This window comes from Pseudomonas sp. PDM26, assembly GCF_019219185.1.
Lineage (GTDB): Bacteria > Pseudomonadota > Gammaproteobacteria > Pseudomonadales > Pseudomonadaceae > Aquipseudomonas.
Window position 1 is genome coordinate 1 of sequence record NZ_JAHUWC010000009.1, and the last position, 25150, is coordinate 25150.

Sequence of the window (25150 nt, forward strand, 5' to 3'; positions counted from 1 at the left end):
TCAAGTTCCTCTTCGACCGCGACACCTGGCCCCTCGGCCAGGAAAGCAAATGGCTGCGCCAGGCCCGCGCCTACGCCGGCGACACCTACGGCCTGCACCTGCCGCTGATCGCCGGCACCGAAGTGGCGATCGCCTTCGAACAGGGCGACCCGGACAACCCCTACATCGCCCACGCCCTGCACGACGACCAGCACCGGGATCTGGTGTCCCAGCGTGCAAACAACTACCAGCGCAACGTGCTGCGCACGCCGGCCAACAACAAGCTGCGGATGGAGGACTTGCGCGGGCAGGAGCACGTCAAGCTCAGCACGGAATACGGCGGCAAGAGCCAGCTCAATTTGGGGCATCTGGTGGATGCGAAGAAGGCCAAGCGCGGCGAAGGCTTTGAGCTGCGCACCGATGATTGGGGCAGTCTGCGTGCGGGCAAGGGCGTGTTCATCAGTGCCGATGCCCAGACCAAGGCGCAAGGGCCGGTACTGGACATGGCCGCCGCCGTCGGCCGCCTGCAACAGGCTGGCGAACAGTTGCAACAGCTGTCCACCGACGCCCAGACCGCCAACGCCGAACCGGCGGATGTGGCGGCGCAACTGAACCTGCTGCGCCAGGACCTGGAACAGCTCAAGTCGCAGGTCCTGCTGCTCAGCGCCCCGCAAGGCATCGCGGTGACCAGCGGCCAGCACCTGCAACTGGCCGCGCAGGACAACCTGATGCTCAACGCCGGCGGCCAAGCCGACCTCAGCGTGGTCAAGCGTCTGTTCATCGGCGTCGGCCAGGGGCTGAGCCTGTTCGTGCGCAAGCTCGGCCTCCAGCTCATCGCCAACCAGGGCCCGGTGAGCGTGCAGGCGCAGAACGACCGCCTGGAACTGATCGCCCGGCTGGGTCTGGACATCACCAGCACCGAGGACGAAATCCACATTACGGCGAAAAAGAGGATCGTCCTCAACGGCGGCGGCAGTTACCTCAGTCTGGATGAATGCCGAATCGAATCGGGCACCGCCGGGGATCACAAGGTCAAGGCGGCGCACTTCGAGTACAGCGGTGCGGCGAGCATGAAGGCCACGCATCCGGACTATCCGCAAAGCCTGTCGAAACAAATGCTGCGATTCAACGTATCGCAAGCCCCCAACGCCAACCACCAAGTCTGGGCAGGCGTGCCCTACACGCTTTACGCCGACGGTGCGGTGCTCAAGCAAGGTGTGCTGGACGCTTCCGGGCAACTGCTGATCGATCATCAGGTGGTGACCCGGGGCTACCGGTTGGTCATGGCCAACGGTGTGACCTACCAGATCCCGGTGCCCACCGAATACCGCAACGCCGGACAGGCGCACCTGGCCAATCGCGGCTTGCATAACCATCCCTCGCAAGCCCACGCCGAGGTGAGTCAACCCACATCGCACACGGATCACCGAGGCCTGTATGCCACGGTGATGGAAGGAGCCAGTGATCAGGAAGGGAAAACAAAATGAGCCAATACGAGATCGTCACACCGGTCGCACTCCAGCATACCAACGAGGTGACCTGCACCCCGCCATGGTATGTGCGCAATACCGAATACCCTCCCGCCATGGCGACTTATCATCCGCTGATCAATGGGGAAGAGACGTTTCGGGCCGTGCACCTGGCCATTTCACAGGCCAAGGCAACTGTCGACATCATCTGCTGGGGCTTTCAGCCGTCGATGTATTTCATCCGCGATGGAATATCGCCGCGTATCGGCGAATTGCTGATGGCCATGGCGCGCGAAGGCGTCAAGGTGCGGATACTGGGGTGGGAAATGCCATTCAATACCGCCGGCAAAGCCGGAGAAGCCAACCTGCCCGGCAAAGGCCCATTCCGATACAAGGATCGGGAGCTGCAACCCTCCACGGATGAGCAATATGCTTATGACCGCCAGTGGTTTGCCAACTGTGCGCTTGCCGACAACATGGCCGCTGCGCATCTGGCGGCTCGCGGCACGCCAGTGTTCGTCAGTCGCGGTTTCAGCGTGCTTGAGAGGGCCGAAATAGCCCATCAAGCGATGTACAAAAGTCTCGACCCGCAGATCAGCGCCACCACGCAATTCATCCTGACGGCGACAGCGACCCATCATCAAAAGACAGTCCTCGTCGATTATGAACTTCCGGACCGCGCCGTCGGTTTCGTGATGGGTCACAACATGCTCGACGAGTACTGGGACACCAATGACCATTTGGCGGTGAAGCGTGACAAGGACACCAAACCCGCCCCCAACAAGGGCCCGCGTGGCGATACCCCACGTCAGGACATTTCCAGCCGGGTCAGCGGGCCGATCCTGGAACACCTGCACCACAACTTCGCCAGCGCCTGGCGCAAGGAAACCGGCGAGGACTTGCTCGACCTGCGCCAAGCCAAAGCGGTAGGGCCGCAACTGCAATGCGCCCCCCAAGCCACCCGACAAATCGCGCAGATCCTGCGCACCCAGGCCCAGGAGGGCAAGCGCGATATCGAAAAGCTCTACCTGCAAGCCGTCAATAACGCGAGCCAGTTCATCTACATCGAAAACCAGTATTTCCGCTGGCCGCCCCTGGCCGAATTGATCAAGGCCGTCGCCGCCGGCCAGACCAAGGCCGGGCGCGACCCTGGCATACACGGCCCCTTGCACCTGTTTGTGATCACCAATGCCAGCGAGGGTGGCATTGGCTCCGGCACCGTGAACACCCAGCGCATGCTCGAAAGCCTCGGGCGAGGTCATACCATGCCTGCAATCACCAAGTTACGGCGGATTGAAAAGGCAAAAGTCGAGGCCGCCGCACTGGAATCCAGTCTAGGCGAACGGCTGGAGCAGCATGCCTTGGTCACGATGACGAAACTCGCCGACGCATTGGGCGGAACCGATCTCAGCGACGAGGCCAAGGAAGCCCAGCGGCGCAAGACTCTGGACAACGATTGGCGCAAAGCCGCACTCCGGAGCCAAATCGAGGCAATCGAGAAGGAGACTTTTGCCCAACTCCCGGAATTAACCGGCCTGAAAGTCCATGTGTGCTCACTGGTTGCCCCCGACTCGCCGGCGGGCAAAAAATGGATGGAAGTGTACATCCACTCCAAGCTGATGATCGTCGACGATGTGTTCACCACTCATGGTTCGGCCAACATCAACACCCGCAGCATGCAGGTGGATAGCGAACTGAACATTGCTCATGAGTGGGCGAGTGTGACGCAGGCGTTAAGGCGGCGGTTGTGGGAGATGCATACGGCTAAAAAGGGTGCGCAGGATGATCCGGGGAAGGCGTTCAAAGCCTGGGAAGACATCATTAAACGAAATAAGGATTTTCAATCTAAACAACTGACTCCCTACGCCCCCCTTGTCGAGTTTTACTTCGGCGAATCCGACCTGTCGGACCTCGACTGATGCGACGGATCTTGTTGCTGTCATGCCTGCTGCTGGTCGCCTGCGATACCAGCAGTCCAACTTCTACGTCGACCAAGGAAACGCCCTTGAATCCTTTAACTGAAGCCAAGGCCAATATGGCCTTTACCTGTGTGCACGAGCAGATTCCCGCGCCCTCCGCCGAGACCGATGTGCTGTTCCAATACGCGCGCTGGTTGCAAAAGAACAACCAGCTCAAGCAAGACGAAGCCGTTGATGTGCAAATTGAGCGCCTGTATCGCATCGCCAGTGAAAACGGACACTACAAAGCCAATATCAACCTGCAGAACGGTGCGATGCGCGGTACTTTCAAACTCCGTGGGGAAGAGCACTTGCGCATGAGTGAGCAACTGATCAACGCGGGAGTGGCAACGGGATACTACTTTGTCGGAATTTTCCTGCAGAACGGTTCGGCGGGACTACAGAAAGATCACGAAATGGCGTTGCGTTACTACCGCAAGGCCGCCGATGAAGGTAACGCGCTGGCTCAAGCCTATGTCGCCGACAAGTTGGCGCCGATCAACATTGCCCCGGACGTTGCCCGGCAAATGCGCCGTTGCGCTGGAGAGCAAGGAAACGGCAAAGCGGCAAGAGCACTAGGTGTTGACCTGTCGACAGATGGGCATTATCAGGGGGCACTTGAAGCATTCCAACTCGGAGCTGCGGCGGGTGACAGCACTTCGGCTTCTTTTTTGAGTGAGGGCTTCCGTGGTCCGGAGCCGGATGATCGGCTGTACTACCTGGGCCAACAGGAAGACCTCGAACGCGCCGATCGCTACGAAAAAATCTGGAAAATCCTCTATGGCTACTCCTACGCCAATCCCAAGGTCCCTGAGATCAACGAGATCCTCCCGCTGCCGCCTGCCACGTTGCCCGCTTGGGACGGCAAACTGCAATGGCTCGAAGAACGCCTGGCCAATGTCCCACCAGAAAAACCCAGCGAAGCACTGATTCAGCAACTGGCCAAAGCCAAAGTCCTCGAACCCGCCACCGGCCGGCCCATGCCAGGCTCCTCGGCCTTTATAGAGATCGACTACATCAAAAGACCGACCTGCATCAGCGGCCAAGCCTGTACGCATACCGGTTATTGGCTGGCGGAAAGTATCGCCGGTCAATCCTGGTCGCGCCTGGAAAAAGGCGAGCCCCGGCGCTTCGAGAAGGGCGAGATCATGCCGACCCTGAACGTCAAGCATCGTCACAGCCGATTCCTGCTAGCCGACCGTGTGACGGTCGAGGCGGAAAATATCGAATGGAGGCTGTTCGGTGAGGCCTGAGTATTTATGGGGCTGTTTGATACTCATCGCCTTGACCGGTTGTGGCGCCAACAGTGCCGAGCCTTTGTCGGTGGACTTTGTAAACCCGCTCACCGATATCAACGTTAATCTCGCCTTCACCTGCCAACACGAAACAATTCCGGCGTACTCCGCCGAGACCGATGTGCTGTTCAAATACGCGCGCTGGTTGCAAAAGAACAACCAGCTAAAGCAGGACAAGACTGTTGATGCAGAGATCGAGCGCTTGTACCGCATCGCCAGTGAAAACGGCCACTACAAGGCCAATATCAATCTTCAAAACGGTGCCATGCGCGGGTATTTCAGACTCCGTGGCGAAGAGCATTTGCGCATGAGTGAGCAACTGATCGACGCGGGAGTGGCAACGGGATATTACTTTGTCGGCATTTTCCTGCAGAACGGTTCGGCAGGTCTGCAGAAAGATCACGAAATAGCGTTGCGTTACTACCGTAAAGCCGCTGACCAGGGTAGCGCGCTAGCCCAATACTATGTGGGGGAGAAGCTCGAACCTATCGATATCGCCCCGAAAGTTGCACTTAAAATGTACCGCTGCGCCGCCGAGCAAGGGGATGGAAAGGCAGCTACAAGTCTGGGGGTGTATTTGTCTGAAGTTGGCCAGTATCAGGAAGCATTAGAAGCATTCCAATTGGGCGTAGCAGCCGGTGATGAAACAGCAGCCGGCTTTTTAGATGACGGATTTCGCAGCCCGGAACCGGCCGACGAACTGAATTACCTCGGTCAACCTGAAGACCTCGAACGCGCTGATCGCTACGAAAAAATCTGGAAAATCCTCTCGGGCTACTCCTACGCCAATCCCAAGGTCCCCGAGATCAACGAGATCGTCCCGCTGCCGCCTGCCCCGTTGCCAGCCTGGGACGGCAAACTCCAATGGCTCGAAGAACGCCTGGCCAATGTCCCACCAGAAAAACCCAGCGAAGCACTGATTCACCAACTGGCCAAGACCAAAGTCCTCGAACCTGCCACCGGTCGGCCCATGCCAGGCTCCTCGGCCTTTATACCGATCGACTACATCAAAAGACCGACCTGCATCAGCGGCCAAGCCTGCACGCATACAGGTTATTGGCTGGCGGAAAGTATCGCCGGCCAATCCTGGTCGCGCCTGGAAAAAGGCGAGCCCCGGCGCTTCGAGAAGGGCGAAATCATGCCGACCCTGAACGTCAAGCATCGTCACAGCCGATTCCTGCTCGCCGACCGTGTGACGGTCGAGGAGGAAAATATCGAATGGAGGCTGTTCGGTGAAGCCTAAGTATTTCCTAATCTATATGCTTGGAGCGGCCTTGATGGGCTGTGACACCTCATCTGTCAATCGACCGAAGCCGGATACCAAGAACAATCCAAGTAAAGAAATTTGTCGTGAGTTCACCAATGACTCGAAGGGCAAGTGCACAACCAAACTACGTTTTATTTCCAGCAATTATGTTGTTAAAAAATGGCATGTTTACTGGATGACCAGAACAGAATATAAGGAAAAGCCCTGCGGTTTCGGTATAGCTTTTTACTTTCACAATCTCATGTCGTGGAGATGTTTTAGATCAGAGATGAATCAGATCGATCACATTGAGGAACGCCGACTTAGGAGTGTTGCGCCGTACTCTGCTGAGTTTAAAGCGCTGGAGGGCAGCGCACCTCTACTAGCAACCTGGCAACAGGAGCAAATGGCAAAGTATGCGAAAGACGAAAAATCAGTTTTCTTTGAAGACATTGAAATTATTGGGGCTGATCCAAATGATTTTGAGATCATCTTTCCATTTGGGGATGATGAAGTATGGAAAAAAATCAGCGTCTCGCAAAGTGGAAAATCGTTATTTTCCAGATGGAAGCCGATTGGAAATATTGAGCTGAATAAATTTCGTGCGTACATCCCGGTTCGATGTCCGAAAAACGGTCTCCGTTGTGTTGAAAATTTCGAAGATGTTAAAAATGATAGTTTCCGTTATGGAATAACTGGATGGATAGGCGATGACATTATTGTTCTCCATGAAAATGGCATAAGTCGTTTTCCTGGCATGGCATCGCCAGACACATTCATGTTCAGGACCAGATACAGAACCTACATTTACGCTCACAAAAATTTCTATGAGTTGAGTGGCGATCGCAACCAGCTACTTAAAATGGATATTGAATTTTATGAGTTCTACAAGTATTGATTATGGCTCTTGACTGAGGGCGGGATTTTGATGGCACTTCAGGGGGGTGTATTGTTGTCAAATTCCCATGGTGTTACAGCCGTGAGAGGATGAAACCACACACTTAGACTACGAAGATGACTTCGTAAGCGCCCAAGCTAATGGCAATGTCATTGAAAAAATTGAGAGCGACGTGGAAGTCACGCGCCGGGATGGGGCAACGATAGTCATGCGCGAGGGTAGTGTGACCATCGAGAGCCTTGCCCCAAAATCAGTGGGGATCAGGGACTTGTCCGAGATTGAATCATTCGCTGTGCGAGCCGTGGCCCAGACACGTATCACTCGTATTGGATTTATTGGCGGCGGCCATGTCGAAGTCACGTACTCACAAGACAATCAGGTGATGGAAGTCACCGGTCGAAACCTCAAGCAAACAATCTCCAAGGACAATGAAATTATCGTTAGCCAAGGTGATTCGGCCAGCGGTCAAGTGCATTGATTCCAGAGCCCCCGGTCGGTAGTTGAGTGCTGGAAGTGTTCGAAGTTGCCACTTGGAGGCGAAGGTTTCCGATTCGCTCGACCGAGGTAACTGATCTGGGTGTGCAGATGTATCCCTGAGCTTGCTCCGGGCGTCGTTCCGAAGATGACGTCGGCAACCCGGATACACCTCTCAAATCAGAATAAAGACCACCAGCAGCCCGGCAAAGATCGACCACTTTTCGAGGTAGTAAAGCGTACGATTGCGCTTTTTCAGTTGTTTGCCGTGCAGGCGAACCTTGTAGATCCTGCTGAACAGCCGGTTGAGCCCGCCGGTCCTGTCGCCCGCCTCGTTCGGCGCACCTGCCGCCGACAGGACTGTGCGGCTGAACCAGCGATTGAATGCCGCAGCCCAGCGATACTTCATCGGCCGCTCGACGTCGCAGAACAAGATGATGCGATTGTGCGGCGTGGTGTTCTCTGCGTAATGAATGTAGGTTTCATCGAACATCACCGCTTCGCCATCGCGCCAATGGTAGTTCTGGCCATCGACATTGATGTAGCAACCTTCAGCGTTGGGTGTTTCCAGGCCCAGGTGATAGCGGTACGAACCGGCGTACGGATCGCGATGGCGCACCAGTCTGGAGCCCGGGGGCAGTTCGGCGAACATCGCCGCCTTGATCGAGCCAATGCCCTGTACCAGCTCAGTGGTACGCGGGCAGAGCTTCATGGCCGACGGGTGGCTATCGCCGTACCACTTGAGATAGAAGCGCTTCCAGCCGGTCTTGAAAAACGAGTTGAAACCGACGTCATCGTATTGATTCGAGCGCTTGATCTCGCCGGTGTGAAGCAAGTTCTGGCCTTCGGCACGAATTTCTTCCCAATGCGCCTGCAGCGGGCTCAGGTCGGGAAAGTCGGCCGGGTCGAGATAAGGCTTGTTGGGGATTTTCGAAAACAGATAAAGAAAGCAATTGATCGGCGCCAGAAACGTCGAGTGATCACTCAACTGGCGGCCCAGCTTGTGGCGCACCTGACCGCGCAGGTGGACATACGCAATGGAGACAACGTAGATAACGGCAATGATGAGTTTCACGGAAATCGTCACAGATCGGAAGTAAACAAGCTGCGCCCTCCCGGGTCTTGTGCAGCGACTGGTCACGAAACAGCGGCCCCTTAGTGCCATCGAGCCTTGCCGATGGTCGGTTTTCGGCTGATGGATGGCATTTTAGCCACAGTTTGTAACCAATGGTTAACCTGCAACTGCGAAAATGTGTCCGCAAAATCCGCCAAAGCGTTGCAGTGGTCTCAACGCCCTATCGTTTAAAGAGCCAGACCAGTACAATTGCCGCCAAACTTTACGCGCGACCCAGGTTGAGAGCGGGAAATCCCCTTTCAGCGCACATTGACTCGGGTGAAGCGCGCCACATGCTGCTGTCCACTTAATGCCAGATGGATCTTGCACTGCCGATCGGGATGAACGTCCCGGGGTCCGGACAGTGGAAACCGGTACTGCCGCAACCCTGGCTACTCTGAATGCTTCGCAGGAAAAACCTTTGATTTCTACAGCTAACATCACGATGCAGTTCGGCGCCAAGCCGCTCTTCGAAAACGTTTCGGTCAAGTTCAACGGTGGCAACCGTTACGGTCTGATCGGCGCCAACGGTTGCGGCAAGTCGACCTTCATGAAGATTCTCGGCGATGACCTCGAGCCGTCCGGCGGCCAAGTCATGCTGGAACCGAACGTGCGCCTGGGTAAATTGCGCCAGGACCAGTTCGCCTACGAAGAATTCAACGTGATCGACACCGTGATCATGGGTCACGAAGAGCTGTGGAAGGTCAAGGCCGAGCGCGACCGCATCTACTCGCTGCCGGAAATGAGCGAAGAAGACGGCATGGCCGTGGCCGAGCTGGAAACCGAGTTCGCCGAAATGGACGGCTACACCGCCGAATCCCGTGCCGGCGAACTGCTGCTGGGCCTGGGTATTCCTCTGGAACAGCATTTCGGTCCGATGTCCGAAGTGGCGCCAGGCTGGAAGCTGCGGGTGTTGCTGGCACAGGCACTGTTCTCCGATCCGGAAGTGCTGTTGCTCGACGAACCGACCAACCACCTGGACATCAACACCATCCGCTGGCTGGAAACGATCCTCAAGGCGCGTAACAGCACCATGATTATCATTTCCCACGACCGTCACTTCCTTAACAGCGTCTGCACTCACATGGCCGACCTGGACTACGGTGAGTTGCGCCTGTTCCCGGGCAACTACGACGAGTACATGACCGCGGCGACCCAGTCCCGCGAGCAACTGCTGTCGGACAACGCCAAGAAGAAAGCGCAGATCTCCGAGCTGCAGACCTTCGTCAGCCGCTTCTCGGCCAACGCCTCGAAAGCCAAGCAGGCCACATCCCGCGCCAAGCAGATCGACAAGATCCAGCTGGCCGAAGTCAAGCCATCGAGCCGCGTCAGCCCGTTCATCCGCTTCGAACAGACCAAGAAACTGCACCGCCAGGCCGTTACCATCGAGCAGATGTCCAAGGGCTTCGACGGCAAGACCCTGTTCAAGAACTTCAGCTTCACCGTCGAAGCTGGCGAGCGCGTGGCGATCATCGGCCCGAACGGTATCGGCAAGACCACCCTGCTGCGCACCCTGATGGGCGAGCTGACCCCGGACGCCGGTTCCGTGAAATGGACCGAAAGCGCGGAGCTGGGCTACTACGCCCAGGACCATGCCCACGACTTCGAAGACGACGTCAGCCTGTTCGACTGGATGGGCCAGTGGACCCAGGGCGAGCAGATCATTCGCGGCACCCTGGGCCGCATGCTGTTCTCCAACGACGAGATCCTCAAGTCGGTCAAGGTCATCTCCGGTGGTGAACAAGGTCGTATGCTGTTCGGCAAGCTGATCCTGCAAAAGCCGAACGTGCTGGTGATGGACGAACCGACCAACCACCTGGACATGGAATCCATCGAGTCGCTGAACCTGGCGCTGGAGAACTATCCGGGCACGCTGATCTTCGTCAGCCACGACCGTGAGTTCGTATCGTCCCTGGCCACCCGCATCATCGAGTTGAGCCCTAACGGCGTAACCGACTTCAGCGGCACCTACGACGACTACCTGCGTAGTCAGGGTGTGGTGTTCTAAGGCAACTACAGGCCTTTAGCTGCAAGCTTCAAATGAAAAGCCCTGTCCGTGTGACGGGGCTTTTTGTATTTAGAGGCCAAAAGATCGCAGCCTTCGGCAGCTCCTACAGTTGACCGTGTACACACTGTAGGAGCTGCCGAAGGTTCGGGCCGCGTTCGGACGATCTTTTAATCGTTAGCCTGCTTTCTTTTATGACAACGCCGCGCCATGATGCAGGTCTCCCACCGCCGCCCGCGAACGAGCCCTCATGTCTGTGCAGCAAGCTGCCCCGCAAAGCTCCAAGGCGATCACCCTGCAGATCGTCTCCATCGTTTTCTATACCTTTATTGCCTTCCTCTGCATCGGACTTCCGATTGCGGTGTTGCCGGGTTATGTCCACGAGCAGCTCGGGTTCAGCGCCATCGTGGCCGGGCTGACCATCGGCTCGCAATACCTCGCCACCCTGCTCAGCCGGCCCATGGCCGGGCGGATGTCCGACAACGTGGGCACCAAGCGCGCAATCATCTATGGCTTGTCGGGGATTGCGCTCAGTGGCGCGCTGACCTTGCTGTCGACCCTGTTGCAAGGCTTTCCCTTGCTCAGCCTGCTGATTCTGATCGCCGGGCGCCTGTTGCTGGGGATCGCCCAAGGATTGATCGGCGTCGGCACCATCAGTTGGTGCATGGGCCAGGTCGGCGCCGAGCATACCGCGCGGTCGATTTCCTGGAACGGCATCGCGTCCTATGGGGCGATTGCCATCGGTGCACCGCTGGGCGTGGTCATGGTGCAACAACTGGGTTTCGCCAGCCTGGGCATCGCTCTGTCGCTGCTGGCCCTGGCTGCACTGTTGCTGATTCGCAACAAGCCTTCGGTGCCGGTGGTGCGCGGAGAGCGTTTGCCGTTCCGGGCGGTGTTTGGGCGCATTGCGCCGTTTGGCGCGAGCCTGAGCCTGGCGTCCATTGGTTACGGCACCCTGACGACCTTTATCACCTTGTATTACCTCAATCGCGGCTGGACCGGCGCGGCCTACTGCCTGACCGTGTTTGGCGTGTGTTTCATTCTGTCGCGACTGCTGTTCATTTCCGCCATCAGCCGATTCGGCGGGTTCACGTCGGCCATTGCCTGCATGGGCATCGAGACGGTTGGCCTGGTGCTGCTGTGGCTGGCACCTTCGACTGCGTATGCGCTCATTGGCGCCGGCCTGACCGGGTTTGGCCTGTCCCTGGTGTACCCGGCGCTGGGTGTCGAGGCCATCAAACAGGTGCCCAACTCCAGCCGCGGCGCGGGCTTGAGTGCTTATGCGGTGTTTTTCGACCTGGCGCTGGCCATCGCTGGCCCGTTGATGGGCGCAGTGGCGTTGAACCTGGGCTATGTGTGGATTTTCTTCAGCGCGGCGTTGTTGTCGGTGACGGGCCTTGGTCTGACGTTGTTGCTCAAGCGCCGCAGCCCTCTGTAGGAGCGAGTCTGTGGCGAGGGGGCTTGCCCCCGTTTGAGTGCGTAGCACTCACAAGATCTTTGGCACATCAGAGTTTTTGGGGCTGCTTTGCAGCCCAACGGGGGCAAGCCCCCTCGCCACAGACTCGCTCCTACAGGGCGGCGCGCACATTATTGATCGGCGGTTTGCATCCCGGCCCGGGTCGCCCTGCCCAGGGCGCGCGAGAAGAACCTTCCGGCTTCAGAGATCAAATTGCGGTGTATGTCTTGCCGATCGACGCCATCGGCATCGGTGCACAGCGCGGGCATGATCACGATCTGCTCGTCATTGCACGGCGCCATGAACACGAAGTGCCCTGCCCCGGCCAGCAGCTTGAAGTCAGGCGCTGTCGGCAGTTTGCGCGCCAGTGCCGCGGCGTTCTTGTCGACAGCCACCAGCTTGTCGCCATCGCCGCTGTAAAGCAGCACCGGCACATGCACATCGGCCAGGGTGTGGCGGCCGAATTTCAGGCTCAACGGCGCCATCAGCATCAAGGCGTGGACGCGAGGATCGGCCACCGGTTGCAGGTCGTCGCGGTCGACAATCAGTTCACCCTGGGTGTTGCAGGCATCGCGGTCATCCGGGCGCTCCTGGCAATAACGGCGCAGGCGATCCAGGTCCGGGGTCGCACCGGACAGAATCAATGCGGTCTCGCCACCGGCTGAGTAACCGATGACCCCCACTTGGTCGGCATTGACGAACGGCGATAGCATACGGTCGCCCAAGGTAGCGGTAATGGCTTCGGAAATCTGGATCGGCCGGCCATACAGGTTACTCAAGGTACCGAGTCGGCTGTGGTCCCTGGAGTTGTCACCGGGGTGAATCACCGCCACCACGACAAAGCCTTTGCGCGCCAGCGACGTGGCAAGGTCGTGCAGGGCCAAGGGGGTGCCTGTGTTTCCGTGGGACAGCATCAGCATCGGGAACCGGCCGATGGCGACCTTGGTGTCCTCCCCGGCTTCGACGGTGTAACCCTCGAGCTTACTGGTGTGCTCCCAATCACTGGACGGATAGAAGGCGATGGCGCGCATCGGCTGCAGGTCCAGTGGGTCGAGAAAAGTCATCTCATGGAAGCCGACGCTCCAGTGAGGATGCGGCGCAGGCGCGGCGTGCACTGTATTCAGGCTGCTGAGCAGGCAAATCAGCAAAGTTGCACAAAGACGCACCATGGGATGCCCCACCTGTTACCGGACTTGAGACGTAAGCCCTCGACTGCATAAGTCGGGCCACAATCTGAAACGACCAGAAACAAAAAACTCCGTAACTGGTACTTGCGTAACCAGAATACAGAGTTTTTTTGGGCTGTACCGGAACGGTTGAGTTCTTTACGCAAGCCTTACGCAGCGGCGAACAATTGCTCGCTGATTTGCGCATGAGCAGCGCTCATGGCTTTGTTGCGGACCTCGTCACCGTAAGCCAGGCCTTCGGCGCGGACGATTTCGATGTCGGTGATGCCGATGAAACCGAACAGCAACTTCAAATATTCTTCGTGGGCAACACCGCTTGCCTGACCGGCGTGGATGCCGCCGGAAGTCGAGACGATCACCACTTTCTTGCCGCCGCACAGGCCTTCAGGGCCGGCTTCGGTGTAACGGAAGGTCTGACCGGCGACGGCGATGCGGTCGATCCAGGCCTTCAGTTGAGTCGGGATGGTGAAGTTGTACATTGGTGCGGCAATCACCACGGCATCGGCAGCCAGGAATTCGGCCAGGGTCGAGGCGCTCAGTTCGGCTTCATGCTGTTGTGCGGCGTTGCGCAGTTCAGCGGTGGTGCCGGCGGCGACCAGGGTGGTGGCGGAAAAGTGGCTGATGGCGTCGGCGGCCAGGTCGCGGTAGGTCACTACGGCGGTAGGCTCGGCGGCTTGCCAGGCTTTGACGACTTCGCCGCTCAGCTGACGGGAAGCCGAGTTGTCGCCCAGGATGCTCGAATCGATATGCAGCAGTTTCATGTGGGATCTCCAAGTGAGGATCGCCCACAAGGGCGATCTGATGGAACTAATCCTACAGACGAAACCAATAGCTGATTAGACGGCAATAATGCGATAGTTCGTCTCACAGATAGAACAATCGGATTCACATCATGCAAGACCTCAACGACCTGTATTACTTCGCCAAAGTGGTGGAAGCCGGTGGTTTCGCGGCAGCCGGGCGTTTGCTGGGCATCCCCAAGTCCCGATTGTCACGGCGCATCGCCGAACTGGAAGAACGCCTTGGCGCTCGCTTGCTGCAACGCACCACCCGACAGCTGAAATTGACCGCTGTGGGTGAGCGCTACCTCAGGCACTGCCAGGCGATGCTGCTGGAGGCGGAAATGGCCGACGAGGCCGTCGCCAGCATGTCCAGCGAGCCCCGCGGGCGTTTGCGGGTGTCCAGCCCGGTCGGGCTGGCCCACGAAATATTACCGGGGGTGATCAGCGACTTTCTGGAACGCTTTCCACAAGTCCAGCTGGAGGTGATGCTGCTCAACCGACGGGTCGACCTGGTGAACGAAGGCATTGACGTGGCCCTGCGTGTGCGCGAGCTGGGCGACGAAGACCCGCTGCTGGTCACCCGCCGGCTACGTCAGGCGCAGATGCTGATGGTCGCCAGCCCCGGTTTCCTCGTTGGCCGTGAGATCAACCATCCCGAGGATCTGAAAAGCCTGCCGGTGCTCGGCGCTCTGGAAGCCGACCGCCTGGTGCACATCAGCCTGCTGGATCAAACAGGCAAAAGTTGTGAACTCGCGCTCGAGGCCCGGCTGGGCATCGATGACTTTATCGTGCGCAAGGCCAGCACCCTCTCTGGTCTGGGCTTTACGATGCTGCCCATGATGTATTGCGAGCAGGAACTGGAAAACGGCTCGCTGGTGCAGTTACTACCCGAGTGGTCGTTGCCCGGTGGCTGGCTGCAAGCGGTCTATCCTCATCGACGCGGGGTGATGCCGGCGGTACGTGCCTGGATTGACCATTTGGTCGAATCCTTCAATGCCTGTGGGGAACGATTGTTATGAAAGCCGGACGGATGAGCGAAGAGGATGTCGCGAAGTTTTGCCTAGCCCTGCCGGGAGCGCGGGAAGACTATAAATGGGGAGGCGTACGGGTGTTTTCGATTGCCGGGAACAAGATGTTCGCGTTGCAGGGCCTGCGGGGTGATTCCCTGGCCTTCAAGGTCGACAAGGATGTGTTTCTCGGCCATTGCGACCGCCCGGGGATTCATCCGGCGCCTTATTTGGCGCGCGCCCAGTGGATCATCATGGAAACGCCCTACCCGCTCGGTAGCGAAGAGCTACAGGGATTGCTGCAGCGTTCGCACCAGTTGGTGGTGAGCAGACTGCCAAAGCGTACTCAAGTCGGTCTGTTGCTATAGGGCCTTCTTTATCAGAACAAGGCGAACAGATGCGCACCGAGGAACAGGTGATCGATCCAGAACACCTGGTGCAGTAGCACGATGATCCAGAACACCAACTGGTACGAGACTTTGCGGGTTTTGTGCCGAAACGCTTGCTGGGCCAGCAAGGCACCGGGCCAGCCTCCGGCGAACTCCAGAGCATGCAGGACATTCTCTGGCGTGCGCCATTGCTCGGCGCGGGCCTTGCGCTTGTCGTTCCAGTACAGCAAAAACGTCACGACGCTGACGATGCCGTAGGCCGCCAGGGGAATCAGCGACTCCCCGTGCATCCATGACGACACTGAACCCGACAGCGGCAACGCGCACAGGATTGCAAACACCAGCCACTTCAACCTTGAATGGCGGATCTGTCCCCCGGGCTGGCGCCCGGGGTTGTTGCGCGCGCTTGAGTCACTCACGGCTTGACCGCGCTCCAGTCGACCCAACCGAATTGCCAGGTCGCCAGGATGATCAGACCGAACACAATGCGATACCAGGCAAACGCCGCATAGCTGTGGTTGGCGATGAACTTGAGCAGCCCGCGGACTGCGATCATCGCGAAGACGAACGCGGTGACGAAACCGATCGCGAACACCGGGAAATCCGCCGGGACAAACAGGTGGCGGTATTTATAGCCCGAGTACACCGCTGCGCCGACCATGGTTGGCATCGCCAGGAAGAACGAGAACTCGGTAGCGGTCTTGCGCGACAGGCCGAACAGCAACCCGCCGATGATCGTCGAGCCCGAACGCGAAGTGCCCGGAATCATGGCCAGGCATTGGGCGAAGCCGACTTTCAGGGCGTCTTTCCAGGTGATTTCATCCACCGTTTCGGCGTGTACTTCATGCTGACGGCGCTCGGCCCACAACATGATGATCCCGCCCACGACCAGCGCCGTTGCCACGGTGATCGGATTGAACAGGTATTCGTGGATCAAATCGGCGAAGATCACGCCCAACACCACGGCCGGCAAGAACGCGATCAACAGGTTCGCGGTAAACCGCCGAGCGCCCGGCTGGGTCGGCAGACCGATGACCACGTCGAAGATCTTGCGTCGAAACTCCCACACCACTGCCAGGATGGCACCCAGCTGAATGATGATGTTGAACGCCATCGCCCGCTCGCCCCCGAAGCCGAGCAAGTCGGCCACGATGATCTGGTGGCCGGTACTGGAAATGGGCAGGAATTCGGTCAGCCCCTCTACAACCCCAAGAATCAATGCCTGAAAGGCGGTCCAAAGATCCATCAATCCCCCAAAAGGCTATGCGCATTGGCATGCCCCGTTAGTATTTTCAAAAGCTTTAATTGCGATCAGCGTAGCTGAAGCCCCGCGCATCAAGGATCACCACAGAACCGTAAAAATCCTGTGAAAAAACAATCCTGATTCGGGTTTATCCGCGCGGGGCCGAAATCCTACCAGACAAGTCCGATTGGCGCTGCCGCGTTATCGCGCATCAATGAAGCACACCCTGCGCCACGGGATTCTCGACGCCGATCCGGCTACAATCCGTGCCCTTTTCGATTTTCCCAAGGAGCCTCCATGTCCGGGCTTGAACTGTTTGCCGCCGCCCTCGGTGTCATTGCCGTCTGGTTGACAGTCAAACAGAACCCCTGGTGCTGGCCCATCGGCCTGATCATGGTGCTGCTCTATAGCTGGATCTTTTTTGAGGTGAAGCTGTATTCGGACATGCTGCTGCAAGTCGTCTATGCCGCCTTGCAGCTTTACGGTTGGTGGCAGTGGACGCGGAGTGGTGAAACGACCCATGGCCGCGAAGTCAGTCGGCTCGACACTCGGTCCGTGGCGTTGAGCCTTGCCATTGGCGCGGTCGGCAGCCTGTTGCTGGGGGCGGCCATGGTCCACTGGACGGACGCTGCCCAACCCTGGCTCGATGCGGCGCTGACCGGATTCAGCCTGGTGGCGCAAGTCTGGATGGCGCAAAAACGTGTCCAGTGCTGGCCGCTGTGGATCGCCCTGGATGTGATTTTCGTCGGGTTGTTCATCTATAAAGGCCTGTACCTGACCGCCACACTGTACGGGTTGTTCACCGTGATCGCCGTGCAGGGCTGGCGCGAATGGCGCGCCGATCCGGCATTGCGCGCATGAAAGTCCTGGTACTCACAGGCCCCGAATCCAGCGGTAAAAGCTGGCTGGCGGCCGAGTTGCAACAGCACTTCGGCGGGATTCTGGTCGACGAGTATGTGCGCTGGTTCATCGAGCAGAATCCGCGGGACACCACATTGGACGACATTCCGGACATCGCTCGCGGTCAATTGGCATGGGAGGACCATGCGCGGGCGCAACAACCGTCTTTGCTCATCCTCGACACGCACCTGTTGAGCAATATCCTCTGGAGCCAAACCCTGTTTGGCGACTGCCCCGCCTGGATCGAACAAGCGCTACTGGCCCGGCATTACGACGTGCACTTGCTGCTGTCGCCGGAACAGGTCGACTGGAAGGATGATGGCCAGCGTTGCCAGCCCCGGTTGAGTGAGCGCCAGGCATTTTTCGAGCAGACCCTGGTCTGGCTCGAGCGCCACGCACAACCGGTTCAAGTACTGCAGGGAGATTGGGCCGAACGCCGTTTCCAGGCACTGGACGCGGTGACCCGATTGCTCAGCGCCTGACCTGTCTTTGGGGCAATTCCCCCACCATCCCCCCAACTCCCGGGGAAAAGTGTCCGGCCCTGAAACACCCTCCCTACCGCAAACCGCCCATTTCAGCGCCCGTCACCGTTTGATCATCGGGTTTGTTAAGACATTGATACAACATCACTGAAACCCTTGTTCCAGAGCGGTCTATTCGCATTTACGGGCTGCCTGCGCGGGGTTTTGTCTCAGCTTTGAAACATCCTCGACAAAGGGTATCCGGACAACATCCATAAGCCATTGAATCAACACGAGATTCAAATACCGGCACAGCTTTCGCTCACTCCTTCACACAGCCGACCAGAGCCAGCCTACATGATAAGGAAAGAGCGTCGTGGGGATACTCAATAAGAAAGCCTTGACGTGCCTGCTGCTGATCGCGAGCGCTGCAGGCACGCTTTTCAGTTTCGACGCTCAAGCCGAAGGCAATGGCGTCATCGTGCTTGATCGCACCATTCACCCAAGCCCTATCGGCCGCAGCGGCGGCAGAGATCCCAACCCCAACACTCTCAATGCCAACCCATCGGCCCGCGTCACCGGCGAACTCAGCGACGCCGACATTGCCGGGGTCACCACCGGAACGGCCCTTCGCCACAGCAACGGGCAAAGCCTGGGTGGCATGCAAGGCCTCAACGCCGTCACCCACCCCAACGGCATGCCCGGTATGTCCGTCGGACACGGTGGTGGCAGTGGCAGCGCGATTTCCACAACCATCAATCGCGCCATGAGCAGCGGCCTCGGCTCACTGGGCAGAATGGCCGGAGGCCAATGAGATGAGTCGATCCCTGCTGTTATTTGCCCTGTTCGGCTGCACCAGCGTGATGGCCGATTCCGGCGTCAGTTCGGTGAACAACGCCACCCTCCAGGATTCCGGTACTCAATACCGCGGCAACTTCAACGTCAACCAGGCGGCAGGCGATCAACAGCAGCAGGCCAACGTCCGCGCGATCGCGATGGGTACCCAAGCCGGTGCGACCACCAGTGTCAGGCAGAAAATCACCACGCCCGCCAATCCGTCGATGGATGCGACGGCCACTATCGGTGGCACCTCTTTCAGTAATGGCAATGGCGTACTGGGCGTCAATCAGGGTGCCGGAGCGAACAACCAGATGGCCAACGCCATGCGCATCAGCATCAGCGCTGCACCGCAAGCCATTGACGATAGCGCCCTTTCTCAACAGAACGTGGCGTTGTTACCGAACTCGGGAGCAACTGGCACCCAAAACGGCAGTCGCCAGGTCGTGACAAGTGACCAGGCCTTCACCGGCAGCCGGGGAGTGATCCAGGTGAACCAGAGTGCCGGGGTGGGGAACCGAATGGCTAACACCCTGAGCATCCGGGTCGCTGACTGACCCAACTACAGTGCGATCAGGAAAGTACCAACACTTAAGCAACTAAGAAGCACGGAGAAACACCATGAACCCGACAACGGCTCTCAGACCACTGGCTTTCGCTCTCGCAGCAGTGATGGCAATCGCAGCACAAGCCGGCGGTCTTGATGAAAATCAGGGTAACGGTCAGGGCAGTGGACCTGGCAACAATCATCAGCCTAACGGCCCGACCCTGGAACAAATTCTGCAGATTACAGCAGGCGCCGGGGCCGCCGTGATGGACTCGCAGGGCAGCAGTGACAACTCCGTATTGAACCAAGGCACCCTGAACGACGCTAAAGTCGATAGTTCCCTGAACAACTCCAACGGCAACATGGGCGCCAACGTTGCAGCCGGTGACGGCAACCAACAAGACAACGCCGCCGCCCTTGCCACGGCTGACGAAAGCTTCATCTTCGGCACCGCAGTCGCCGTCTCCAGCGCGACTCAGAGGAGCACCGGCAACACCGTCAAGAACTACTCCAACACCAACAACGCTACGCTCAATAACGCTGGCAATAGCGGTTCCGGCAACATCGGCATCAACGTGACCGCCGGCAACTTCAACCAACAGAAAAACAACCTGGCGATTGCCGTTTCTGGCGGGCGTGTAGCACTAGCGGCGGCAGCGGCCAACCAAAGCACGTCCGGGCTGAACGTCACCAACAACGGCAACACCACGACTGATTTCGTCACCGTGGGTGTATTCGGTCTGGCTGGCGTAACCACTCAACAAGTGATGACGCCAGATGGCTGGAAACCCCCTGTAACCAACAATACTTCGATAACAGGCTCGATGAACAACTTCTCCGGCAACGGCGGAGCCAACGTATCGTCCGGCGCAGGCAACCAGCAAAGTAACTCGCTGTCCATCGCCGCAGGCTGCAAGGCTTGCCAGTAATCGCGATCGCAGTGAAAGCACCGGCGACGGGGCTTTTCCACAGCCACAAGGCGTACCGATCATGCGTAAGACAGCCCTTTTCGCCCTGCTCTGTCTGTCTGGCCTGACCCAGGCTGCACAGATGCCGGTTGCCGCCCTGCCGGGTGGCGTGTTGGTGTACAAGCACGTACAGAGTTTGCGTGAGCGCAAGTTCAGCGACATCGTCGAACAGAAAACCGATTTCAGCTGCGGCGCCGCCGCGCTGGCAACGATACTGCGCCAGGCCTATTGGCTCGACGTCGATGAGGAGCACATCATCAAGGGCATGCTGGTCACCGCAGACCAGGACATAGTGCGTACCCAGGGTTTTTCCATGCTGGACATGAAGCGCTACATAGAGCGCATCGGCATGCGCGCCCGGGGCTACAAGATCCCGCCGGAAAGACTCGATGCAGTGACGATTCCGGTGGTGGTATTGATGGAAATTCGCGGCTACAAGCACTTCGTGGTGTTGCAGCGGGCGGACAAACACTGGGTCTATATCGGCGACCCCGTACTTGGACACAAACGCTACGCCCATGATGACTTTGTCAAAGGCTGGAATGGCATTATTTTCGCGATCGTCGGTCCCGGATACGACAAGACCAACGCGTTACGCAGTCCACCGGAACCGCTGACAGCCAAGAACAAGATGGATAACTTCAACCCGGTCAAAGATGCCGAATTGATGGATTTTGGTTTCATACAGAGCGACTTCTTCTAATCGCCAACAAGATGACAGGGGGCAGGATGCTCCGGGAGCAGCAAATGAAAACCTCGTATTGGGTGGTCGCAGCCTGTCTGGCAGCGAACACTTCAGGTTTTGCTGATGAGTTCAGACCCATCGAAATCAAGGACCAGGAACTGGCCGAGCTGCGTGGCCGGTATGTGATGCCGGGGCGGGTCATCAGCTTCGGTGTTGTCATGAGCAGTACCTGGCGCAATGCCAGTGGTGATCTGATCGGAGCCTCCACCTCGATGCAGCTTCAGGCCGCAACGGTCAAACCCGAGTTCTATGTTTCAACCATCAAGCAATCTGGTCATGGCGGCTCGCCCAGGTCGGGCAGCGGTAGCGTGACGGGTGGCGCTGCCCTGAACACTTCCCGGGGCATAACCCAGGTCACACGGGCTGCAGGCGATGGCAACAGCGCAAACAACAACATCGCCATCAACGTCAAAGAAGCCAGCGCGGCCCCGGCACTGGTGCCGAGCCAGGGCCAGGGCCAGGCGCTGATCGCCGGTCAAACCATTACCGGCAGCAATGCCGCAGGCAGTGTCGCCGTATCCGCGACGAGCGGCGGTGTTCAGGTGGCCATTACCGCCAACAACAACCAGGGCTCAAGCCTGCAACAGGTCGCCCAAGGCGGGTTGCTGCAAAACACCCGGTTGTTGGGCAGCAGCAATGTGGTCGACAACATGACTCAACTCAACGTAGTGCTCAACAATAATGGACCGAGTGCGGGTGTACTGGACTGCAACCTCAACCAACTCGCCGCATTACGGACCATGGGCTATTGAACTACGCTGAGTCTGGACCATTGGGCACAAATGGACGGCTTATTTCATGTACCGATCAGTATCACTGCGTGCAGTTGTCTGCTTGAGTGCCCTACTCCCCGTGGCGATGTTGCAGGCAGCACCTGACCCGGAAATGGAGGCGCTCAAACGAGAGCTTCTGGAGTTGAAACAACGCTACGAAGTCCAGCAAAAAGCCTTGGCGGTACTGGAACAACGAATCCGCCAGGTTGAAGACCAGCCGGCTTCTCCTCCCCCTAAACGCCTGGCCAAGTCGCCAGCCGACATGAAAGGCAATCCAAACGTCGCCACCGGCACCGGTGCGGCGGCCGCTTCAGGCGGTGCCGCCGGGGGCAGCGGCAGTTCGTATGGACAATCGCTGGCCGATGACTCACAACCGGCGCAAAGCGTTTCAAATCTGTATGACGAGGCTAGCGGATTCTTCGGCGGTGGCAAATTCAGCTTCGAAACCGGGATTACCTACTCCCGATACGATACCCGCCAACTGATCCTCAACGGCTTTCTCGCCCTGGACTCGATCTTTCTGGGCGCCATCAACCTGGACCGGATCAAGGCCGACACCTGGACGCTTGACCTCACCGGCCGCTACAACTTCAACAATCGCTGGCAGTTCGACCTGAACGTGCCGGTGGTCTACCGTCAATCCACCTATCAGTCCGGTGGCGGCAATAACGGCACCGCCAACGTCACGACTGAAGATACCGTCAAAGAAGACCCGACCATAGGTGACGTCAACTTCGGTATCGCCTACAAATTCCTCGACGAGTCGGTCAACACCCCGGATGCCGTGGTGACTTTGCGCGTCAAAGCGCCGACCGGCAAAGATCCGTTCGGCATCAAACTGGTTCGGGTGGCCGACAACTCTAACCTGGCCGTGCCTGAATCCTTGCCTACCGGTAATGGCGTCTGGTCGATTACGCCGGGGATCTCTCTGGTCAAGACGTTCGATCCGGCGGTGCTGTTCGGCAGCCTGTCCTACACGCACAATCTGGAGGAGTCTTTCGACGACATCAGCTCCAACCCGGCGGTCAAGACACCGGGCAAAGTACGCATTGGCGACAGCTTCCAGATTGGCGCCGGTATTGCGTTCGCCTTGAACGAAAAGATGAGTATGTCGTTTTCAGTCTCTGACCTGGTACAACGCAAAAGCAGGCTCAAGGAAGATGGCGGGGATTGGCAATCGGTGGTCTCCAGCGATGCCAACGCCGGTTACTTCAATATCGGCATGACCATTGCGGCCACCGACAACCTGACTATCGTACCCAACCTGTCCATCGGCATGACGGACGATGCCCCGGACTTTCAGTTCAGCCTGAAACTGCCTTACTACTTCTGATCCGAACAAAACCCGCAGCCATTTCAATCGCAGCGTTTTTTTGTTCAAGGCTGCGGTTCAGCGAATATGGTGCTTGTGCAACAACCGGTAGAAGGTCGGTCGCGACACACCCAATACTTTGGCGGCGACACTCAGGTTATCGCTGTGGCGGCTCAATACATCGCACAATGCCTGGCGCTCGGCCCGGCTCTTGTATTCTTCGAGGGTGCCCATCGGCGCGGCGATTGTATGCGGACTGATCAAGCCCAGATCACGGGCCTCGATCTGCCGGCCTTCGGCCAACACCAGCCCGCGACGAACGCGGTTGGCCAGTTCGCGAACATTGCCTGGCCAGTCGTGCTTGCTCATGGCAATCAATGCGTCTTCGCTGAAACTGCGTGGGCGGCGCCCGGTTTCACGGCTGTAGAAATGGGAGAAGTGGTTGGCCAGCGCCGCCAGGTCGCCATGGCGTTCGCGCAGTGGAACGGTCGCCACTTGCAGTACGTTCAAGCGGTAATACAAGTCTTCGCGAAAGCGTCTCTTCTCGATGGCGGCTTCAAGGTCGACATTCGTTGCCGCCAGAACCCGCACATCCACCGCAATCGGCTGACTGCCGCCCACCCGCTCTATGTGTTTTTCCTGGAGGAACCGCAACAGGTTGGCCTGCAACTCCAGCGGCAGGTCACCGATCTCGTCGAGAAACAGAGTGCCACCGTTGGCGGCTTCTATCCGTCCGATCTTGCGTTGGTGCGCGCCGGTAAATGCGCCTTTCTCATGGCCAAACAGCTCGGACTGGATCAAGTGTTCGGGAATCGCACCACAATTGATCGCAATAAAGGGTTTGCTGTGACGCTGGGACAGACGATGCAGGGTGCGTGCGACCAGCTCCTTGCCAGTGCCGCTTTCACCCCGAATCAACACCGGAGATTCGGTCGGGGCCAGTTTGTTCAACAGTTTTCGCAGTTCACGGACAGGTTTGCTGTCACCCATCAATTCGTGCTCGGGCTGGTCAACATGGACCGTGCCCTGCCCGCGCAATCGCGCCATGCCAAACGCCCGGCCCAGCGTTACCTGAACCCGGGACACATCGAATGGCAAGGTATGAAAGTCAAAAAACCATTCACAGACAAAATCGCCGACATTTTGCAGGCGCAGCACTTCCTGATTGAGTACGGCTATCCACTCGGTGCCACTGCGGCTGATCAACTCCTTGACGGCTTCCGGGTGCTCAAGGTGAGAGGGCTGCAAGCGTAACAAGCCCACGTCACAGGTTCGGTCAGTGGCGTTCGCCAGCGTGCAGCTATCGACGTCCCAACCGATAGCGCGCAATCCCGGGATCAGACGATAGCAATCGTCACAGGGGTCCACCACTAATAAACGTCGTAAAGCAGGCGCATCGCTCATGACTGTTCCTTGGCGCCAAATTTAAGAAATTTTATTAAAAACAGTCGTTTGGCAGACCTGACTGTAACATTAGCAAGAATTTGACAGCGCCTTGTACTGTTTGACTATAGGGACGCTGTAAAACCAGTTATAAGTTGCGATTATGTTAGTGACCTAACGACTCTTTCCTTTCATTGCGCTTTCAATGCCAGCCTCATTCTTGAGCCTATGAAATAAAGTGGAAATTTCTTTTAATTGTGTGTGACCCAAACCCCGGTTGCGGACATCAGTACAAGTAACCAGCCGAACGGTAAGCCCAACCGACGGCACATCACTTGATTGGGCATACAGAGAGAAGACCCTATGAACGCCCCGCTCCGTATCAACGAAGCACTGCTGATTGCCGACCGCGCATTCAAACCATTCAAATGCGTGGCCTGGGCCCCACAAGACGGTAATGGCGAACTCAGCCTGACCGTTATCGACCGCACCAGCACCAGCATTGGCCGCAAGCAGATCCCAAGCAGTGCCTACTCCGACCCTGAACAACTTGAACGTCTGCTGGAACAGGCCCGCGCCGAATTGAGCGAGGAAGGTTACACACTGCAGTCGTGGTCGATGCCGCACTAATCGTTTTGCGGATTACTCCGGGGTAATCCGCACCCTTCCCCCCTGTCATTAGTCGGGTTGATCGTTTTCACCGATCCGCACTCATTTCCCGC

General features: G+C 58.0%; 25 protein-coding genes. 19 read left to right on the plus strand and 6 right to left on the minus strand.

The window, feature by feature from the left end; all coding sequences use genetic code 11:
- The 6 genes from KW849_RS17905 to KW849_RS17930 all read left to right on the plus strand — a co-directional run.
- Positions 1-1466 (plus strand): type VI secretion system Vgr family protein (locus KW849_RS17905; protein WP_218430636.1); only part of this gene is annotated, 1466 nt, incomplete at its 5' end.
- Entirely contained in the window at positions 1463-3367 is a 1905-nt protein-coding gene (locus tag KW849_RS17910; protein WP_218430637.1) for a phospholipase D-like domain-containing protein, read from the plus strand. The genes KW849_RS17905 and KW849_RS17910, both read left to right, overlap by 4 nt.
- A gap of 86 nt (positions 3368-3453) precedes the next feature.
- Positions 3454-4659: a DUF6396 domain-containing protein gene (locus KW849_RS17915; RefSeq protein WP_371319151.1), complete on the plus strand. Its 1206-nt coding sequence runs from the start codon at positions 3454-3456 to the stop codon at positions 4657-4659.
- Positions 4649-5944 carry a DUF6396 domain-containing protein gene (locus tag KW849_RS17920; RefSeq protein WP_371319152.1) on the plus strand — a complete coding sequence of 432 codons (1296 nt, stop codon included), beginning with the start codon at positions 4649-4651 and terminating at the stop codon, positions 5942-5944. The genes KW849_RS17915 and KW849_RS17920 overlap by 11 nt, the downstream gene beginning before the upstream one ends.
- Positions 5934-6845 carry a hypothetical protein gene (locus KW849_RS17925; RefSeq protein WP_218430639.1) on the plus strand — a complete coding sequence of 304 codons (912 nt, stop codon included), beginning with the start codon at positions 5934-5936 and terminating at the stop codon, positions 6843-6845. Before KW849_RS17920 ends, KW849_RS17925 begins: the two co-directional genes overlap by 11 nt.
- Before the next feature lie 172 nt (positions 6846-7017).
- Positions 7018-7323 (plus strand): hypothetical protein, encoded by a 306-nt coding sequence (locus KW849_RS17930; RefSeq protein ID WP_218430640.1) that lies wholly within the window; start codon positions 7018-7020, stop codon positions 7321-7323.
- A gap of 171 nt (positions 7324-7494) precedes the next feature.
- Here KW849_RS17930 and lpxO read toward each other — a convergent pair whose 3' ends face one another.
- A complete protein-coding gene (gene lpxO / locus KW849_RS17935; RefSeq protein WP_218430641.1) occupies positions 7495-8394 on the minus strand; it encodes a lipid A hydroxylase LpxO in 900 nt (299 codons plus the stop codon).
- Between the two features lie 460 nt (positions 8395-8854).
- On the opposite strand from lpxO, the gene KW849_RS17940 reads away from it, so the two are divergent.
- Entirely contained in the window at positions 8855-10441 is a 1587-nt protein-coding gene (locus KW849_RS17940; RefSeq protein ID WP_108217586.1) for an ABC-F family ATPase, read from the plus strand.
- A gap of 247 nt (positions 10442-10688) precedes the next feature.
- Complete coding sequence (locus KW849_RS17945; RefSeq protein ID WP_218430642.1) at positions 10689-11876, plus strand: MFS transporter; 1188 nt, start codon at positions 10689-10691, stop codon at positions 11874-11876.
- Positions 11877-12025: 149 nt separating this feature from the next.
- Here KW849_RS17945 and KW849_RS17950 read toward each other — a convergent pair whose 3' ends face one another.
- Both KW849_RS17950 and KW849_RS17955 read right to left on the minus strand, forming a co-directional pair.
- Positions 12026-13063, minus strand: coding sequence for a dienelactone hydrolase (locus KW849_RS17950; protein WP_218430643.1), 1038 nt, complete (start codon positions 13061-13063; stop codon positions 12026-12028).
- Between the two features lie 167 nt (positions 13064-13230).
- A complete protein-coding gene (locus KW849_RS17955; RefSeq protein ID WP_218430644.1) occupies positions 13231-13842 on the minus strand; it encodes an FMN-dependent NADH-azoreductase in 612 nt (203 codons plus the stop codon).
- A 131-nt stretch (positions 13843-13973) separates the two neighbouring features.
- Between KW849_RS17955 and KW849_RS17960 the strand changes: the two genes are divergently transcribed.
- Together KW849_RS17960 and KW849_RS17965 are read left to right on the plus strand one after the other, a co-directional pair.
- Entirely contained in the window at positions 13974-14882 is a 909-nt protein-coding gene (locus KW849_RS17960; protein ID WP_218430645.1) for a LysR substrate-binding domain-containing protein, read from the plus strand.
- The gene (locus KW849_RS17965) at positions 14879-15238 is read left to right on the plus strand and encodes an MmcQ/YjbR family DNA-binding protein (RefSeq protein WP_218430646.1); all 360 of its coding nucleotides are present in this window, start codon (positions 14879-14881) and stop codon (positions 15236-15238) included. The genes KW849_RS17960 and KW849_RS17965 overlap by 4 nt, the downstream gene beginning before the upstream one ends.
- 11 nt (positions 15239-15249) lie before the next feature.
- Here KW849_RS17965 and KW849_RS17970 read toward each other — a convergent pair whose 3' ends face one another.
- Positions 15250-15678 carry a DUF1294 domain-containing protein gene (locus tag KW849_RS17970; RefSeq protein ID WP_218430647.1) on the minus strand — a complete coding sequence of 143 codons (429 nt, stop codon included), beginning with the start codon at positions 15676-15678 and terminating at the stop codon, positions 15250-15252.
- Entirely contained in the window at positions 15675-16505 is an 831-nt protein-coding gene (locus KW849_RS17975) for an undecaprenyl-diphosphate phosphatase (RefSeq protein ID WP_218430648.1), read from the minus strand. The genes KW849_RS17970 and KW849_RS17975 overlap by 4 nt, the downstream gene beginning before the upstream one ends.
- A gap of 294 nt (positions 16506-16799) precedes the next feature.
- Here KW849_RS17975 and pnuC point away from each other — a divergent pair, with 294 nt between their 5' ends.
- From pnuC to KW849_RS18015, 8 genes are all read left to right on the plus strand, one after another.
- Positions 16800-17363 carry a nicotinamide riboside transporter PnuC gene (pnuC, locus tag KW849_RS17980; RefSeq protein WP_218430649.1) on the plus strand — a complete coding sequence of 188 codons (564 nt, stop codon included), beginning with the start codon at positions 16800-16802 and terminating at the stop codon, positions 17361-17363.
- A complete protein-coding gene (locus KW849_RS17985) occupies positions 17360-17884 on the plus strand; it encodes an AAA family ATPase (RefSeq protein WP_218430858.1) in 525 nt (174 codons plus the stop codon). The genes pnuC and KW849_RS17985 overlap by 4 nt, the downstream gene beginning before the upstream one ends.
- Before the next feature lie 355 nt (positions 17885-18239).
- The gene (locus tag KW849_RS17990; RefSeq protein WP_218430650.1) at positions 18240-18677 is read left to right on the plus strand and encodes a hypothetical protein; all 438 of its coding nucleotides are present in this window, start codon (positions 18240-18242) and stop codon (positions 18675-18677) included.
- Position 18678: 1 nt separating this feature from the next.
- Complete coding sequence (locus tag KW849_RS17995) at positions 18679-19257, plus strand: adhesin (protein ID WP_218430651.1); 579 nt, start codon at positions 18679-18681, stop codon at positions 19255-19257.
- A gap of 64 nt (positions 19258-19321) precedes the next feature.
- Positions 19322-20176, plus strand: coding sequence for a heme utilization protein (locus KW849_RS18000; protein WP_218430652.1), 855 nt, complete (start codon positions 19322-19324; stop codon positions 20174-20176).
- Between the two features lie 61 nt (positions 20177-20237).
- Positions 20238-20918, plus strand: a complete 681-nt coding sequence (locus KW849_RS18005) for a C39 family peptidase (RefSeq protein WP_108217498.1) — start codon at positions 20238-20240, stop codon at positions 20916-20918.
- 26 nt (positions 20919-20944) lie between these two features.
- Positions 20945-21712: a hypothetical protein gene (locus KW849_RS18010; RefSeq protein ID WP_218430653.1), complete on the plus strand. Its 768-nt coding sequence runs from the start codon at positions 20945-20947 to the stop codon at positions 21710-21712.
- Between the two features lie 46 nt (positions 21713-21758).
- Positions 21759-23066 (plus strand): hypothetical protein, encoded by a 1308-nt coding sequence (locus tag KW849_RS18015; RefSeq protein WP_218430654.1) that lies wholly within the window; start codon positions 21759-21761, stop codon positions 23064-23066.
- Positions 23067-23123: 57 nt separating this feature from the next.
- On the opposite strand, the gene KW849_RS18020 is transcribed toward KW849_RS18015, so the two are convergent.
- Positions 23124-24449, minus strand: coding sequence for a sigma-54 dependent transcriptional regulator (locus tag KW849_RS18020; protein ID WP_218430655.1), 1326 nt, complete (start codon positions 24447-24449; stop codon positions 23124-23126).
- 342 nt (positions 24450-24791) lie between these two features.
- On the opposite strand from KW849_RS18020, the gene KW849_RS18025 reads away from it, so the two are divergent.
- A complete protein-coding gene (locus tag KW849_RS18025; protein WP_108217494.1) occupies positions 24792-25058 on the plus strand; it encodes a hypothetical protein in 267 nt (88 codons plus the stop codon).
- The last annotated feature ends 92 nt before the right edge of the window (positions 25059-25150 follow it).

What these genes read in the sequence shown, in the direction of transcription:
- KW849_RS17910 (WP_218430637.1), top strand. Translation starts at nt 1,463, where the DNA reads ATGAGCCAATACGAGATCGTCACACCGGTCGCACTCCAGCATACCAAC.
- KW849_RS17945 (WP_218430642.1), top strand. Translation starts at nt 10,689, where the DNA reads ATGTCTGTGCAGCAAGCTGCCCCGCAAAGCTCCAAGGCGATCACCCTG.
- KW849_RS17950 (WP_218430643.1), bottom strand. Translation starts at nt 13,063, where the DNA reads ATGGTGCGTCTTTGTGCAACTTTGCTGATTTGCCTGCTCAGCAGCCTG.
- KW849_RS17955 (WP_218430644.1), bottom strand. Translation starts at nt 13,842, where the DNA reads ATGAAACTGCTGCATATCGATTCGAGCATCCTGGGCGACAACTCGGCT.
- KW849_RS17960 (WP_218430645.1), top strand. Translation starts at nt 13,974, where the DNA reads ATGCAAGACCTCAACGACCTGTATTACTTCGCCAAAGTGGTGGAAGCC.
- KW849_RS17965 (WP_218430646.1), top strand. Translation starts at nt 14,879, where the DNA reads ATGAAAGCCGGACGGATGAGCGAAGAGGATGTCGCGAAGTTTTGCCTA.
- KW849_RS17975 (WP_218430648.1), bottom strand. Translation starts at nt 16,505, where the DNA reads ATGGATCTTTGGACCGCCTTTCAGGCATTGATTCTTGGGGTTGTAGAG.
- pnuC (WP_218430649.1), top strand. Translation starts at nt 16,800, where the DNA reads ATGTCCGGGCTTGAACTGTTTGCCGCCGCCCTCGGTGTCATTGCCGTC.
- KW849_RS17985 (WP_218430858.1), top strand. Translation starts at nt 17,360, where the DNA reads ATGAAAGTCCTGGTACTCACAGGCCCCGAATCCAGCGGTAAAAGCTGG.
- KW849_RS17995 (WP_218430651.1), top strand. Translation starts at nt 18,679, where the DNA reads ATGAGTCGATCCCTGCTGTTATTTGCCCTGTTCGGCTGCACCAGCGTG.
- KW849_RS18000 (WP_218430652.1), top strand. Translation starts at nt 19,322, where the DNA reads ATGAACCCGACAACGGCTCTCAGACCACTGGCTTTCGCTCTCGCAGCA.
- KW849_RS18005 (WP_108217498.1), top strand. Translation starts at nt 20,238, where the DNA reads ATGCGTAAGACAGCCCTTTTCGCCCTGCTCTGTCTGTCTGGCCTGACC.
- KW849_RS18010 (WP_218430653.1), top strand. Translation starts at nt 20,945, where the DNA reads ATGCTCCGGGAGCAGCAAATGAAAACCTCGTATTGGGTGGTCGCAGCC.
- KW849_RS18015 (WP_218430654.1), top strand. Translation starts at nt 21,759, where the DNA reads ATGTACCGATCAGTATCACTGCGTGCAGTTGTCTGCTTGAGTGCCCTA.
- KW849_RS18020 (WP_218430655.1), bottom strand. Translation starts at nt 24,449, where the DNA reads ATGAGCGATGCGCCTGCTTTACGACGTTTATTAGTGGTGGACCCCTGT.
- KW849_RS18025 (WP_108217494.1), top strand. Translation starts at nt 24,792, where the DNA reads ATGAACGCCCCGCTCCGTATCAACGAAGCACTGCTGATTGCCGACCGC.